At 65.0% G+C, this 15848-nt stretch carries 10 protein-coding genes; 3 read left to right on the top strand and 7 right to left on the bottom strand.

Annotated elements, in window-relative coordinates; genetic code table 11:
* Positions 1-75 precede the first annotated feature (75 nt).
* Positions 76-1728 carry a ParB-like protein gene (locus WH265_RS13685; protein ID WP_339558633.1) on the bottom strand — a complete coding sequence of 551 codons (1653 nt, stop codon included), beginning with the start codon at positions 1726-1728 and terminating at the stop codon, positions 76-78.
* A gap of 317 nt (positions 1729-2045) precedes the next feature.
* Between WH265_RS13685 and WH265_RS13680 the strand changes: the two genes are divergently transcribed.
* Positions 2046-3167, top strand: coding sequence for an NADH:flavin oxidoreductase/NADH oxidase (locus WH265_RS13680; RefSeq protein WP_339558632.1), 1122 nt, complete (start codon positions 2046-2048; stop codon positions 3165-3167).
* A gap of 42 nt (positions 3168-3209) precedes the next feature.
* Here the strand turns inward: WH265_RS13680 and WH265_RS13675 are convergent, their stop codons facing one another.
* The 6 genes from WH265_RS13675 to WH265_RS13650 form a co-directional block, all read right to left on the bottom strand.
* The gene (locus WH265_RS13675) at positions 3210-5849 is read right to left on the bottom strand and encodes a TonB-dependent siderophore receptor (RefSeq protein ID WP_339558631.1); all 2640 of its coding nucleotides are present in this window, start codon (positions 5847-5849) and stop codon (positions 3210-3212) included.
* A gap of 117 nt (positions 5850-5966) precedes the next feature.
* On the bottom strand, positions 5967-6989 hold the full coding sequence (locus WH265_RS13670) for a FecR family protein (RefSeq protein ID WP_339558630.1): 1023 nt from the start codon (positions 6987-6989) through the stop codon (positions 5967-5969).
* Entirely contained in the window at positions 6986-7501 is a 516-nt protein-coding gene (locus tag WH265_RS13665) for a sigma-70 family RNA polymerase sigma factor (RefSeq protein WP_339537481.1), read from the bottom strand. Before WH265_RS13665 ends, WH265_RS13670 begins: the two co-directional genes overlap by 4 nt.
* 173 nt (positions 7502-7674) lie before the next feature.
* Positions 7675-10248 (bottom strand): TonB-dependent siderophore receptor, encoded by a 2574-nt coding sequence (locus WH265_RS13660; protein ID WP_339558629.1) that lies wholly within the window; start codon positions 10246-10248, stop codon positions 7675-7677.
* A gap of 112 nt (positions 10249-10360) precedes the next feature.
* The gene (locus WH265_RS13655; RefSeq protein WP_339558628.1) at positions 10361-11371 is read right to left on the bottom strand and encodes a FecR domain-containing protein; all 1011 of its coding nucleotides are present in this window, start codon (positions 11369-11371) and stop codon (positions 10361-10363) included.
* Positions 11368-11895, bottom strand: a complete 528-nt coding sequence (locus WH265_RS13650) for a sigma-70 family RNA polymerase sigma factor (protein ID WP_339537437.1) — start codon at positions 11893-11895, stop codon at positions 11368-11370. The genes WH265_RS13655 and WH265_RS13650 overlap by 4 nt, the downstream gene beginning before the upstream one ends.
* A 494-nt stretch (positions 11896-12389) precedes the next feature.
* Here WH265_RS13650 and aspT point away from each other — a divergent pair, with 494 nt between their 5' ends.
* A complete protein-coding gene (aspT, locus tag WH265_RS13645) occupies positions 12390-14075 on the top strand; it encodes an aspartate-alanine antiporter (RefSeq protein ID WP_339558627.1) in 1686 nt (561 codons plus the stop codon).
* A gap of 104 nt (positions 14076-14179) precedes the next feature.
* A complete protein-coding gene (locus WH265_RS13640) occupies positions 14180-15781 on the top strand; it encodes a bifunctional aspartate transaminase/aspartate 4-decarboxylase (protein WP_021025151.1) in 1602 nt (533 codons plus the stop codon).
* The last annotated feature ends 67 nt before the right edge of the window (positions 15782-15848 follow it).

The following is a 15848-nucleotide window of genomic DNA, read 5'->3' as shown; positions in this document are numbered from 1 at the left end:
GGGCCCATCAGAATTGCCACTTGAGCGCCCTACCCCAAGGTTGCGGCGCTCCAAGGGCTTAGGTGCTGGCCACGCTTATTGCGCTACCCAGGGTGGCGACTGGATGTAGTGGTCCCAGCATGCAGGCTGCTGCGCTGGAGCGCCTTGGCAGCTGCGCCAGCCTACGGCATACCAGGCCTTGCCGCCGTTGCGGTAGTCGCCGGATTTTTTGGCGTCACTGCGCCAAACTTCTTTTTCCAGCGTGTCGTTCCAGTCCTTTGTCTTCAAGGGGCTTGTGCTGGGTGTGAGCTGGCCCATGGCGATGTTGGTCACGCCGGGGAAAATTTCAATGCCGGGCGTGGCGCTGCGCATTTTGAAGGCCGCATCGCGTACAGCGGCGACATAGCTGTCGGCGCTGCCTGCGCCCGCTGTTTCAACGCCGTTTTGGACATTGACTTCGGCAGTGTTGAGGTCCTTCAGGTTGTACTTGCTCAGGTCGATCGCAGCTTGGCCAGACGCTGCTTCGCGCAGCCACAGGCCCCAGTAGAACTCGGCAAACTCCTGCACCTGGGCATTGCTGTAGCCCATATCGCGGGTGAGGTAGACCAAGGAGCGATAAGGGTCGTCCGCCAGTGCGCTCAGGCCCAGGGTGCTGGGCAATTGTTCTGGCGTGATGGCCTTACCGGCCTTATCGAACAGCCAGACGAACTTGTTGGCCTGCATTTTTTGCCAGAAGCTCGTGAGGTCTGGCGTATCGCTGAAATTGCCTGCGACGCGTACATACACCGTCAGGTCTGGGCCGCCATCGGCCAGTTCCCACAGGGTCGTGAAGGTGTGGTGGCCATCGGTCAGGTAGAGCTGGCCATTGGGGCCCACCACCACGGTTTTGAGGCCATCGGGGCTGACATCGCTATCGGCTACCGTGCATTTGAAACCTGTGCCCTTGATCAGCGAGACCTGGCCCACCCGATAGTCGCTGGCGCTGCCCCGGCCCGTGTCTTCGCAATAGTCCTTGGCGCGCTTGAGCTCGGTGGCTTCCGTTTGGTCTTTGAAGTTGGTGGATCCAGCCGCAAAGCGCGCCATGTTGGGTTGCTTGCGCGCCAGATGGTAGTAAATCTGGTCGTAGCCCACCGAAGGCTGGGTGGGATGCAGGTCCCGCAGTTGGACGGCCATCACCTCGCCCGTTTGCCGGCTGAAGTTGTCGGACACCACCACGTCAATCGAACAAGACTGGCCTGCCGCCAAGGTCAGGTCGTTGCGGCAGGCGGGCACCTGGCTGTCATCGCTGGAAGAAAACAGACGCGTGCTGGCGTTGCCGTTTTGGATGCTCAAACCCTGCAGGCGCACTGGCTGCTGGGTGGTGTTGCGTACCAATACCCGCTCGCTGAAGTCCCGGTCCAGACTGATCTTTGCCGGGCTGGTTTGCAAGTCCAGCGTGCGCTGCACTGCTTCGGCCTGCGTGCTGTCTGCCTGGCTGAAGCCCACCACGGCAAGCATCGCCAGCACAGGCAGGCTCAACCAATGGCCTGCGCCTTTGCGCTTGCCCAGCAGCAGCACCACGCCAATGGCCAGCACGCTCAACAACACGGCCAGCGGCCCCAGCGGCACGGGCACGGCCGCAGCAGCGCCTGGGGCCAGGATGGCCACAAACTCCACCACCAGCGAGGCGGTTGTTGGTTGGGCATAGACGGGAGAAGCAGTGGCTGCGACAAGCGCCACTGTGGCAGTCGGCAAAAAGAGGCGGTGCATAAACAGGGGGACTGGTAACAAAATGCTAGGCCGCCACCCTAAGGCGTTTATTTGACAACATCGTGACAAGACCGGCCATAGCCATCTGTTTTGCGATGCATGCCAGGGGCAGGCCTGATATCAGCCAGGCATATGGCCGCCATAAAAAACCAGCATTTGATTTATGGCTGTAGCACCTCAATTGCAGGCGATGGACGGCCGGGATACCGCCCTGTGCGAGCCAGCGACCTCCCGCCTTGCAGATGTGAAAGCGATCTGCGGGCGGCAGGTCCAGCGGCCGCTCCATCCCTTCTTTTTTCCTCAGCCCAAGCATTGCCATGTCAGCCCTGTTTACCCCCTTTACCCTCAAAGACGTCACCCTGCGCAACCGCATTGCCGTGCCCCCGATGTGCCAGTACAGCGCCACTGATGGCTTTACCAACGAATGGCACCAGGTGCACTACCCCTCGATCGCCCGGGGCGGCGCGGGCCTGGTGATTGTTGAAGCCACCGGCGTGTCGGCCGATGGCCGCATCAGCCCTGGCTGCCTGGGCCTCTGGGATGACGCCCATGTGCCCGGCCTGGCGCGCATTGCCGCCGGCATCGAGGCCGCAGGCGCTGTGCCCGGCATCCAGATCGCGCACGCCGGCCGCAAGGCCAGCGCCAACAGCCCTTGGGAAGGCGACGACCATATCCCCGAGAGCGACCCGCGCGCCTGGCAAACCATTGCACCATCGGCCATCGCCTTTGGTGGCGACCTGGGCCGCGTGCCCCGTGAGATGACCCTGGCCGATATCGAACGCGTCAAAGCCGACTTTGTCGCCGCCGCCCGCCGCGCGCTGGCCGCCGGCTTCAAATGGCTGGAGCTGCACTTTGCCCATGGCTACCTGGCCCAGAGCTTTTTCTCGGCCCACTCCAACCAGCGCCAGGACGCCTATGGCGGCAGCTTTGACAACCGCGCCCGCTTTGCGCTGGAAACCCTGGCCGCCGTGCGCGAAGTCTGGCCCGAGAACCTGCCGCTGACCGCCCGCTTTGGCGTCATTGAATACGATGGCCGCGATGAAGAAACCCTGGCCGAATCCATCGAGCTGGTGCGCCGCATGCGCGAAGGGGGCCTGGATCTGCTCAATGTCAGCGTGAACTTTGTCATCCCCGGCGTGCAGATCCCCTGGGGCGAGCCCGCCTTCCTGGCCCCGATTGCCCAGCGCGTCAGCCGCGAAGCCGGCCTGCCCGTCGCATCGAGCTGGGGCATTGACGACCCCGAGCTGGCCGAGCGCGTCGTCGCCGAAGGCCAGATGGCGCTGGTGATGATGGGCCGCTCGATGCTGGCCAACCCGCACTACCCCTACACGCTGGCCCAGCAGCTCAAGGCAGCCCGGCCGGACTGGGTGCTGCCTGCGCCTTACGCGCACTGGCTGGAGCGCTACCGTGGTGCGGGCAAGCAGGCGGTGGTGGCCTAAATAGGAAATCTGCGCGGGTGAGCGCGCAGATCTTTCTGCGGCTTAGAACTTGCCACGCAGGGTCAGCATCCAGTTGCGCGGCTCGCCGTAGTAGTTGCCCGAAGCCGCACTGCCCACTGTGCGGTAGTACCACTTGTCCAGCAGGTTGTTGACGTTGAGCGTCAGCGACCAGCGCGGATCAAAGCTGTAGGCCACCGAGGCATTCCAGACCGCATAACCACCCTGCGTATAGCGGAAAGGTACCGAGGCCCCGTTGTACTGGCCGGTGGAAGGGTTGTAGCTGCTGACCGTGCCCGATACATACTGGGCGCTTTGCACGGTGGTGCCGGCCCCCAAGCGCCAGGCGCTGGCATCACCCGGCAATTGCCAGGTACCCCAGAGCTTGACGGTGTGCTTGGGCGTGATCGAGCTCAAGGCGGCATTGGTGGTTTTGTCGCGGTTGTGGTTGTAGGTGTAGCCGGCATAGAGATTCACACCGGGCGCCACCTGGCCATTGATCTCAGCATCAAAGCCCTGGCTGATCACCTTGCCCGTTGCCAGGTAGCAGCAGCTGCCGGCATACAGAATCGACTCGGCCGGGTAGTTGGGGTCGGCAATGCCACCGCCCTCTTGCTGGATGCGGTACAGCGCAAAGGACGTGTTCAGCTTGCCGTCCAATATCTCCCCTTTAACCCCCAACTCCATATTGGAGCCGCGCACCGGTGCCAGCCCCGTGCCCGGTGCGGGCCCGGCCTTCAGGTTGGCCTGGGGCCGGTAGATTTCCGCATAGCTGGCATAGGCCGTCCACGAGGGGTTCAGGTCATAGACCAGACCCGCAAACGGCGTAACCTTGGTGGGCTCGTCATAGCGCGTAGCGGCGGCCAGGGTCCAGGGCGCTGTGGGGTCGAGCGCGCCGCTGCTGTTGACCCGGTTCCAGTATTGCTGGTCATATTTGAAGCGGTTGACACGGGCACCCACCACCAGCTTGGTCCGGTCGGCAATCTCCAACCGCAAAGTGCCATAGGCACCGATCTGGCGCTGCTTGTTGGGGTTGTAATCACGTGTCCATCCATTGGCAGTGGGCTCCTGCCACAGGCTGGTGTCGAGGTTGAACACATCAATGGGCTGGCCCACCACATTGGTCGCATAGGTGCTGCCTTTCCAGCGGCTGGTGATGTCCTGCGCATCCACGCCCAGCAATACCTCATGGGTGCGGCCCAGCAGATCAAAAGCACCGCTCAGGTTCACATCGACCAGGTTCTGCTCGTTCTGGTACCACTGCGGCGTGCCACCCCAGTAGTGCCCCAAACCCGTCAGCGGATCGACCGCGCCAAAGCCGAAGGCTCCGAATGCACTGCCTTGCTGGCGGGCCTGCGTCGCATTGGCGCGCAAGGTCCAGCGGTCAGCCAGCCGCCAGGTGAGCTTGGCGAACAGCTCCTTGGAGGTGCCATTCAAATACGACCAGTCGGTGGTGAACCCGGTATTGCGCGGCAAGTGCAGATCGGCGCCATTGCTGTAACGGGGCAGCCAGGAGGTGGTGCCTTTTTCATGGATGTGCTGGTCGCGTGCGCCCACGGCCAAGGTGGCAGCCGGTCCCAGGTCGGCTTCCAGCACGCCGTAGAGGAAAGGCCGCTCCAGCGACCGGCGATCGACAAAGTAATCGCGGTTCTCGTAGGCGATGACGACGCGGCCGCGCAGCTTGCCATCAAAGGCCAGTGGGCCCGAGGCATCCAGTTCGGTGCGGTAGTTGTTCCAACGCCCGGCCGATGCGCTGATGCTGTACTGCGGCGTGGCGGTCGGCATCTTGCGCACCAGGTTGACGGCGCCACCGGGGTTGCCGGTGCCGTTGAGCAGGCCTGCGGCCCCGCGCAGCACTTCGATGCGGTCGTACTCGGCCATGTCATAAGCCACATTGGCGTAGTGGCCAGTGAACATCGGTGCACCACCATCGAGCTGGATGCTCTCGATCTTGAAGCCCCGCGCATACATATCGGGCAGGCGGGTGTTCTGGTCCTGCACCGTGATGCCCACCACCTGCGCCGCAGCGGCGCCCAGGTCCACCAGGTTCTGGTCCTCCAGCCGCTGCTTGGTCAGCACCGTGACCGACTGCGGCATCTCCCGCATGGCCTGCGCTGTCTTGCCGATGGTGATGGCATCGCTGGTGTAGGAACCCGTGCCTTCGGTCTCGCCCAGCCGCCTGGCCTGCACCCGCACTTCACGCAAGGTGTAGTCGCCAGGCGAAGCGGCAGGCGCTGCGTCTGTCGTATCGGCATCGCTGTCAGCCTCGGCTTTGGATTCGGCCAATACCGTCAGCGTGCCGTTGGGTGTTAGCGCCAGGCGCAGGCCGCTGCCCTGTAGCGCGCGCTGGGCAGCGTCTTCCACCGTCAGCTGGGCATGGATGGCGGGTGCCTGGCGGCCGGCCAGCAGGCGCGGGTCGGCACTGATCGAGCGGCCGCCTTCGCGCGCAATGCGGGCCAAGGTATCGGCGAGCGGCGCAGCCGGCAGCGACCAGGCCCTGGCGGCCGCAGAAGGCTGGGCAGCGCCAGGCGAAGCTGCTGCTGCGCTGGCGGGCTGCGCCCAGCTGGCGCTGGGCAGCAGGCTGCCGCCCAACAGCAATGCGCCCAAGGTGGCGGCCAGCGGATGCAGCGGCAAACGGGGCCGGCTGAGAGAGCGAACCAGGGGACGGCAGGAAGGGAAAGGCAAGGGTGTCATGGATAGCGGTCGATAAGGGATAAACATGTCTTCATCCCTCTTGTGCAACGAGGCCCGCAAAATCCCTCAGCTTGCGCAAAATTTTTTTCTGCGAAGAGCGCCCGCCGCTCAATCCGCGTTGTCGCGCAAGCCGATCAGGGTGAGCCAGCTGCCCCAATGCCGCACGGTGACCGGCTGGGTATCGACCAGGTCCTGCAACACCCGCTGCGGGTCATCGAGCGAGAACACGCCAAAGATCGGCAACTGCGCCGCCTCGGGGCTGATGCGCAGCACACCCGGCATATAGGGGCGCAGCGCATCCACCACCAGTGCCAAGGGCTGGTTGCGCACATCGATCACGCCCTGGGCCCAGGCATCGGCGGCCAGGCCTGGCGCCTCCAGCACAATGCGGTCATCGCCAAAGCGAGCGCTCTGGCCAGCCTGCAGCACCAGCTCGCGCCCGCTGCGCGTGGTAATGCGCACACTGTGCTCCAGCACCTGCACCAGAGTCTGGTCCAGCCCATCGAACTGCCGCACCATAAAGCGGGTGCCCAAGGCCTGCACCCTGCCCTGCGCGCTTTGCACTACAAAGGGCCGGTCGGTGCCCAAGGGCGCCACCGTGGCAAGCACTGCGCCCGCGCGCAAATGCAGCAAGCGCAGGTTGGCGCTGTAGCGGATGTCCAGTGCCGAGCGCGCATCGAGCAGCAGCGCGCTGCCATCGGGCAGGCGCTGCGCCAGACGCTCCGCAGTGCTGGTGCTGACATCGGCCACCAGCGCCTGCCAGGGGCTTTGCCGGTAGGCCAGCACAGCAGCGGTGGCACTGCCCAACACTAGGGCCAGGCTGCCACGCAGCATGCGCCGGCGCGAGGCGCCGGGCACGGGTGCCAGCAAGGCCTGGCGCCCCAGCTGTGCGGCCGGCCCAGCATCCCGCATCTGCGCCAGCGCGCCCGCTACACCGCCCATGCTGCCTGCGCCAAGGGCCCCGGCACCCAAACGGGATTGCAGGGCATCCCAGGCCGGCGGGTGCGCGGCATCGGCCTGCAGCCAGGCCTCAAAGGCCTCGTGGTCATGGGCACTGGTCTGGCCAGAGCCGAGCTTGACCAGCCAGTCAATCGCCTGGTCGGTGGCGCTGTCGATGCTGCGCGCTTTCATATGCCTGGCTCGTCCAGCGTGTAGAGATGCACAAAGGCCTGCTTCACGTAGCGCTCCACCGATGCCACGGAGACACCCATGGTCTGGGCGATCTCGCTGTGCTTGAGGCCATCGAGCTGGCGCAGCAAAAAGGCCTGCCGCGCCTTGGCCGGCAGGCCCTGCAGCGCGCGGTCCAGCGTCTCCACCGCCTCACGCACCAGGGCATAGTCCTCTGCCGACAAGGCCAGCGTCTGCGGCTGGGCGGCCAGCGCGTCCAGCCAGGCCTGCTCCAGCTCACGCCGGCGCCAGAACTCATATAGCACGCGCTGCGCCAAGGTGGTGAGGTAGGCACGCGGCTCCCGCAGCGCGGCGGCCTGGCCGCCCAGCATCAGGCGCACAAAGGTGTCATGCGCCAGATCGCTGGCCTGGTGCGTATCGCCCAGACGGCGCCGCAGCCAAGCCCGCAGCCAGCCATGGTGGTCGGCATAGAGCATGGCAACTTCGGGGTGCTGGCAAGAGGCTGGGGGCGGCATGGACAGGGACGAAAGGGACAAAGGTGAAGCCGGGCTTCACCTCAAACAAGAATCATTCTTATTAAATTGTACCCAGATCCCAAAGCCGTGCGGACGCCTGCGTCAATAGCTGGCGCGCAGTCGGTCCCGCGAATCGTGCTGTTGCACTTTGCCCCGCTGTTGAGGCCACCTTCTTAAAACCGGTACCGCGCCGTCAGCATCACATTGCGCGGATCACCAAAGAAGTTGGGGCCGTTGTCTGCGCCGATGGAGCTGTAGTAGTAGCGGTCGAACAGGTTGTTGATGTTCAGGTTCAGATCCAGCTGGCGGTTGACGGTGTAGCCCAGGCGCAGGCCGGCGATGGCAAAGCCGCCCTGGTGCACGCTCCAGGGGCTGTCGGTCTTGCTTTGCACCTCCAGCGATCCGCCCACGCTCCAGCGCTGCCAGTCGCCTGGCAGGCGGTAGTTGGTGGCCAGCTTGACGAGGGTTCGCGGAATATTGGAGGCATAGCGCTCGCCCATGGTGTAAGTGCCAGCAGGGTCATAGGCCGATGCCGGGCTGCGCCGCGTGGCCGAGGCATAGGTGTAGCTGGCGGCCACTTGCCAGCCGGGCTGCAGCTCGCCGCTCAGCTCCAGCTCCACACCACGGCTGCGCACTTTGCCTGCCGATTGATAACAGCTGGTGGCGCGGCCACCACAGGCTGATGCGGGCAAGGCATCGGGCAGGTTGTCCAGATCGATCTGGAAGATCGCAGCGCTGGCATTGAGCTTGCCGTCCAGGTATTCGCCCTTGATGCCCAGCTCGAAGTTGGTGCCGGTCTGCGGCGGCAGGCTGCCGCCATCGGCGCTTTCGTAGCTTTGCGGGTTGAAGATGCGTGTGCCACTGGCGTAGACCGAGTACTGGTCATTGAGCGTGTAGACCAGACCCGCATAGGGCGTGAACTTGCGCGTTGCCTTGTCGTGCGTGACGCCATAGGGCGTATCGCCGTCGTACTGTGCCTGGTCGCGCTCGAACCAGTCCAGACGTGCACCCAGAATCAGCTTGGTGGCATCGCCCAGCGCCAGGCGGTTCATGCCGTAGAGGCTGGTCTGGTCCATCTCGGCCTTGCGCGCCCACAGGCCAAACTCGCCAATCGTGGGTTTGGGAATGCTGCCCGGGTCCCAGCTGAGCGGGTTGAACGTGCCCAGCGTGAAGTTGCCATGGATCGTGGCGCCGCCGCCCACATCGTTCCAGCGGCTGCGGCGGTGGCTGGCGCCCAGGACCAGGTCATGCGCGCGGCCCCAGGCATTGAACTGGCCCGAGAGCTGGGCATCGATGCTGCGCTGGGTGCGGTCGTAGTCATAGCCACCACCACCCAGACCGAACTGGGTCTGGCCATTGCTGTCCAGTACCGGCGTGCGCAGGTAGGTGCCCAGCATGTGCATCTCGCTGTTGATGGCCGAGGCGGCCAAGCGCGCCTTCCAGCCATTTTCCAGGCGGTGCTCCAGATCGGCAAACACCGTCTTGCTGCGCTTGTCCCAGAAGGACCAGCTGGGGCTCATGCGGGTCGAGCGCGACAGCGGCAAAAAGCTGCCGTCGGGGTTGGTGCCCAGGCCGTTCCAGTCCACGCCGGGGTTGTCTTCGTCGCTGAAGGAGCCGCCCACGGTCAAGGTGGTGGAGGCCGTCAGGTCGGCCTCGACAATGCCATAGACCAGGCTGCGTTTGTTCTTGGTGTCGTCGATGAAGGAGCCCTTGTCCTGGCGGCTGACCACGGTGCGGCCGCGCAAGGTGCCTGCCTCGTTCAAGGGGCCGCCCACATCGAGCGAGGCCGTGTAGTTGTTCCAGCTGCCAGCGCTGGCGGTGACATTGCCCTCCAAGCTGCGGCCCGGGCGCTTGCGCACCAGGTTGATCGAGCCGCCCGGCGTGCCTGCGCCCTCGGTCAAGCCGGCGGCGCCGCGCATGATCTCGGCCCGGTCATACATGGACAGCGCGCCGGTGGACAGCGCCGCCTCCTCGTACTCGATCGGCAAGCCATCGACCAGCAGGTTGTTGATCTCAAAGCCGCGCGACGAGAAGCGGTAGCGCTCGCCGCCCCACTTGACCACCGTCAGGCCCGGCGCCGCCTGTGCAATGTCGGCCAGCGACACCAGGCCCCGGTCCTCGATCTGCTGGCTGGTGATGACGGACACGGACTGCGGTGTCTCGCGCGGTGACAGGGCCAGCGGCGTGGCTGTGCGCATCTGCTGCGTGGTGTAGCTGCCCGTGCCTTCGGTGGCGCCACTGCGGTCGAGCGGCGCGCTGACCTTGACTTCGGGCAGGGTCAGCGCTCTGTCCGTGCCATCGGCGGGTCGGGCTGTGGCGGCGGGGGCCGGTGCAGCCCGCAAGGTATAGACACCGGCAGCGCGCGCCGCTACCGGCTCCAGGCCCGTACCGGCCAAGAGCCGGGCCAGGCCTGCATTCACCGCATGGCGCCCTTGCAGGCCGGGCGACTGCTTGCCCGCCAGCAGCTGTGGCGGCATGCTGATGCTGATGCTGATACCGGCTTGCTCGGCAAAGCGCGCCAGCGCTTCGTCCAGCGGCCCCGCCGCAATCTGGTAGCTGCGCAGGTCAGCGGCCTGGCTGCTGGCTGCGCTGGTGGGGCTGGCGGGGGTAGATGGCGGCTGCTGGGCATGGCCCAGGCTGGCACTGCAGGCCATGGCAAGCAGCGCGCTGCGCACGGCTGCACTGAGGGGCCGGCGCAGCAAGGCGGGCGTGGCGGATTGGTTGGAACAGGTAAAAGCGGAACCCATGTCGGCGTACTCCGGATAGTGTCAATGAAGGTCTCTCAAGGCTTCACACGCCAAATCCGGAAAAGGGACAGCTGGGAGCAGAAATATTTGAAAAAGAAAAACAAGGGCGAGATCAGGAGGCGCCAGCAGGCACCAAGGTGACCCAGTAGCGGCTGCGGTAGACGACCTGCACCGGCAGCAGATCGGGCAGGCTGTCCAGCACCGGCGTGGTATCGCGCAGCTGAAAACTGCCCGACAGCCGCAGCTCGGCCACTGCCGGATCGCAGCGCAGCAGGCCGCTGCGGTAGCGGCCCAGCTCGGCAGCAAAATCGGCCAGCCGCATATTGCGCACATGCAGCACACCCCGGGTCCAGCTGTCCGCCTGTGGCGCCAGGGCTTCGATGGCGGAGGCGCCATCGGCATGCAGCTGCGCCTGCTGGCCCGCTTGCAGCACCACAGCGCTGCTGCCAGCTTGCGTAGACCGCATCTCCACCGCGCCTTCGAGCACCGCCACCGCTGTCGCATCGCCTTGCACCCGCACGGTAAAGCGCGTGCCCAGCGCCCGCAGCCGCCCCTGGGGCGTGGCCACGACCAGCGGGCGCGCAGGTACCACCGGGTCGGCAGCGGTCTGCACATGGATGGCGCCCTGCTGCACCCGGATCAGGCGCAGCGCGCTGTCAAAGCGCACATCGATGGCGGTGGCGGTATCGAGCTGGAGCTGGCTGCCATCGGCCAGCACCAGCGCGCGCTGCTCGCCGGTGGCGGTGTGGTAATCGGCCAGCCAGCCCGCTTGCTCGCTCTGGCGCCAGGCCATCCAGCCCAGCGGGGCGGCCACCAGCAAGGCAGCGAGGCCGCGTATCGCTTGCCGGCGCCGGGCGGCGGGGCGGTCCAGCGCGGCCATCGCCAGCGACGGCGGCAATTGCGCCATCTGGCCGGCCAGGCGCTGGGCCTTGTGCCAGGCCGCGGCATGCACAGCATCAGCCGCCAGCCATTGCTGCCAGCGTGCCCGGTCCTGCGCGCTGGCATCGCCTGCCTGCAGCAGAAAAAACCATTCGGCCGCCTGCAGTGCGGCCTGCTCGCTGATCGGGCTGGTGCTGGCTGCGGGCGCTGCTGCCTGGCCCGGGGCGGGATGCAAGGTGCTCATGGCATCAGCACGATGCAGCGTGCCATCGCCTGGGCCATATAGCGTTTGACCGTGCGCTCGCTGCATTGCAGGCGGCTGGCAATATCGGCATAGGCCATGCCTTCCAGCTGCGCCAGCAGGAAAGCGGCACGCACCGGCGCGGGCAGGCCATCGAGCACGGCATCGAGCTGTTGCAGGGTTTCCAAAATGATGGCCTGGTGCTCGGGCGATGGCGCCAGCAGCTCGGGCATCAGCGCCAACGCTTCCAGGTAGGCCTGCTCCAGCGAGCGGCGGCGGTGCAGGTTGGCGACCAGGCGCTTGGCAACCAGGGTCAGGTAGGCACGCGGCTCGCGCAGCTGCCAGCCACTTTGTTTCTCGGGGCTGTGCTCGGGTGCATCGAGGAGGCGCACAAAGGTGTCCTGCGCCAGATCGGCTGCATCACCCGCATGACCGAGCTTGCGGCGCAGCCAGCCCTGCAGCCAGCCATGGTGGTCAAGGTAGAGCGCAGCAATGTCGCCGTGTGGCGTGGGGGCGGTGGAAGGCATGGAGAGCCGGTTCTGTGCAGGCCCTGGGCAGCCGCATTCAAACAAGAATCATTCTTATTTAATTTTAACCAAATCTTGTCTGGGGCCATCTGCCATATCTATAAACACCCATGGAGCTGTGGTGAGAACGCATCAGCACTCGGGCCGGATGCTGCGCCTGTCACCCGGCTTCAACACGGCAACCCAGCGATGAAAACCGGCCATCGCCGGGCCAGAGGGAGGCGCTCACTTACGGCCCCACTCAGCCTGCTGGGAGCGAAAGACATCGACAGCACAGCGCTATACCGCGCGCTAAGCCTTTGAAAAAACAACAATTTGATATGAGTCAATGTCTGGCGGTCCGGCTGTTTTGCCAGCCCCGTCCTACATGCAGATTTCGGCCACCTCGGTTAACGTGGTCAGCGCCCCAATGACAACAATTCTTAACAAGCTGTACACCGCGCGACATGGGTTTAATGCGGTAGCGCAGCCTTCTTTTGATTGGAAAGGCTCGTATGGATTGGCTCAGAGGTATCTTGCACCAGGCGCCCGAGATAGCGCTGTTTGCATCGCTGGCACTTGGCTATGGGGTCGGCAAGCTGCGGTTTGGCTCGTTCCAGCTGGGGGGCGTGGCGGGCTCACTGCTGGCGGCCGTGTTGATCAGCCAGGTGGGGGTGACCATCGACTCAGGCATCAAGGCGGTGCTGTTTGCGCTGTTCATCTATGCCGTGGGTTTTGAGAGCGGGCCCCAGTTCTTTCGCTCCCTGGGACGGCAGTCGATCAAGGAGATATTGATGGCGGCCGTGGTCGCCATCTCGGGCCTCATCACCGTCGTGGTGCTGGCGCGGGTCTTCCACCTGGACAAGGGGCTGGCTGCAGGGCTGGCCGCCGGCGGCATGACGCAGTCGGCCATCATCGGCACGGCAGGCTCTGCCATTGAGAAGCTGGGCCTGGCCGCCGATGAGGTGCAGCGCATGCAGGCCAATGTGGCCATCGGCTATGCGGTGACCTATATCTTTGGCTCCTTCGGCGCCATCTTGCTGTGCGTGAATGTGCTGCAGTGGCTCACCGGCCGCAAGATCCATGACGACGCCATCCAGGCCGAGCAGGAAATGCTCAAGGGCGTGCATGTCTATGGCGCGGGCGAATCGCCTGCGGCGCCCGATCTGGTGGGCCGCATCTTCAAGGTCAAGCAGTCAGGCCGCACGGTGGCCGAGCTGGAGGCCAGCACCCCGCAAGGCTCGGTCACCATCGAGCGTATCCGCCGCAAGAATGCGCTGGTCGGCGTGGACCCGCAGCTGGTGCTGGAAGCGGGCGACATTGTGCTGCTGGTGGGCCGGCGCGCTGCGGTGGTGGCGCTGGGCGCCAACATCGGTGATGAGCTGCAAAGCGCCGAAGACATGGACGTGGTCATGGTGCGCCGCGATGTGTCCATCACCAACAGCCAGTACCTCGACCGCAGCGTCAAGGACATTCTGGACAGCCTCACGCCCGAGTTCAAGCATGGCGTCTATGCGGTGGCGCTGACGCGCTCGGGCTCGCCGCTGCCGATCACGCCCACGACCCTGATCGTGCCCGGCGATGTGGTGACCCTGTTTGGCACACCCCAGGATGTGCAGAACGCCGCGCAGTCGGTGGGCCCCATCCTCATTCCCAGCGACAAGACGGACTTTGTCTTCCACGGCCTGGGCATCACCGTTGGGCTGCTGATCGGCCTGCTGGTGCTGCGCATCGGCTCCATCCCCATCACCCTGGGCAGCGGTGGCGGCGCCTTGCTGGCGGGCCTGCTGTTTGGCTGGTGGCGCAGCCGCAAGCACACCTTGGGCAATATGCCGACTGCGGCATCCACTCTGTTGCGCGACCTGGGCCTGGCCGGCTTTGTGGCCATGGTCGGCCTGCAGTCGGGCCAGCAGGCGGTGAGCACGGTGATGGAGCAAGGCCTGAGCCTCTTTCTGATGGGCATGGTGGTGACCATCGTGCCGCTGTTGATTGCGATGCTGTTTGGCAAGTATGTGCTGCGCTATGAGAACGTGGCCATCTTTGCCGGGGCGCTGTCGGGCGCACGCAGCGCCAACCCCGCCTTTGGCGAGGTGCTGGACAAGGCGGGCAACGCCATCCCCACGGTGCCGTTTGCGATCACCTATGCGCTGGCCAATGTGTTTCTGACACTGCTGGGCCCGCTGGTCATCGCGTTTGCCTGATTGGCGCTGCTGCTCCCTCTTTTCTATGGATACCCAGGCGGCGTTGCGCCGCCTCCCCCTCTTCTCATTTATCCCGTTTATCAACGACTGCAAGGAGTTGCACCATGTCTCAGGACTACCAGCGTCTGGCCCATTTGAGCCCCTTCGAGCTCAAGGATGAATTGATCAAGGTGGCATCGGGCAAGGCCAATCGGCTGATGCTCAATGCCGGACGCGGCAACCCGAACTTTCTGGCGACCACGCCGCGCCGCGCGTTCTTTCGCCTGGGGCTGTTTGCGGCGGCCGAGTCCGAGCTGTCGTACTCGTACATGACGGCAGGCATTGGCGGCCTGGCCAATATCGAGGGCATTGAAAACCGCTTTGAGCGCTACACCGCCGAGCACCGCGACCAGGAAGGCGTGCGCTTTCTGGCCAAGTCGCTCAGCTATGTGCGCGACCAGCTGGGCCTGGACCCGGCTGCCTTCCTGCACGAGATGGTGGACGGCATCCTGGGCTGCAACTACCCGGTGCCACCGCGCATGCTGAGCGTGAGCGAGAAGATCGTGCGCCAGTACATCGTGCGCGAGATGGCCGGCGGCGCCGTGCCGGTGGAGTCGGTCGACCTGTTTGCCGTCGAAGGCGGCACGGCCGCGATGGCCTATATCTTCGAGAGCCTGCGCATCAGCGGCCTGCTCAAGGCTGGTGACAAGGTCGCCATCGGCATGCCGGTGTTCACGCCCTATATCGAGATCCCCGAGCTGGCGCAGTACGCACTGGAAGAGGTGCCCATCCATGCCGATCCGGACAATGGCTGGCAGTACTCTGACGCGGAGCTGGACAAGCTGCGCGACCCGGCCGTCAAGATCTTCTTCTGCGTCAACCCCAGCAACCCGCCCTCGGTCAAGATGGACCAGCGCAGTCTGGAGCGCATCAAGACCATCATTGCCGACCACCGGCCCGATCTGATGGTGCTGACCGACGATGTCTACGGCACCTTTGCCGACGACTTCCAGTCGCTGTTCTCGGTCTGCCCGCACAACACTTTGCTGGTCTACTCCTTCTCCAAGTACTTTGGTGCCACCGGCTGGCGTCTGGGCGTGATTGCCGCGCACAAAGAGAATGTCTTCGACAAGGCCCTGGCCCAGCTGCCCGAGAGCGCCAAGGTCGAGCTGGACCACCGCTACCGCTCGCTGCTGCCCGATGTGCGCTCGCTCAAGTTCATCGACCGCCTGGTGGCCGACAGCCGCGTGGTGGCGCTGAACCATACGGCCGGCCTGTCCACCCCGCAGCAGGTGCAGATGGTGCTGTTCTCGCTGTTTGCGCTGATCGATGAAGCCGATGCCTACAAGCAGGCGCTCAAGCAATTGATCCGCCGCCGCGAAGCCACCTTGTACCGGGAGCTGGGCATGCCGCCGCTGCACAACCCCAACTCCGTCAACTACTACACCCTGATCGACCTGCAGAGCGTGACCTGCCGGCTCTATGGCCAGGCGTTTTCCGACTGGGCGGTCAAGCAATCGTCTACCGGCGACATGCTGTTCCGCATTGCCGACGAGACTGGCATTGTGCTGCTGCCGGGCCGGGGCTTTGGCTCCAACCGGCCATCGGGCCGCGCATCGCTCGCCAACCTCAACGAGTACGAGTACGCCGCCATTGGCCGCGCCTTGCGCAAGCTGGTGGACGAGCTGTACGCGCAGTTCCAGGCGCAGTCGGGCGCCAAGCCCTGAGCCGCTCAGGCACGCAAACGCGGCAGTGCAGGCCCGCCCTGCGCTGCCCGCCCCAGCTCCCAGCAGC

Source organism: Comamonas sp. MYb396, from assembly GCF_037479555.1.
Classification (GTDB): Bacteria; Pseudomonadota; Gammaproteobacteria; order Burkholderiales; family Burkholderiaceae_C; genus Comamonas.
This window is presented reverse-complemented; position numbering and strand designations above follow the sequence as displayed.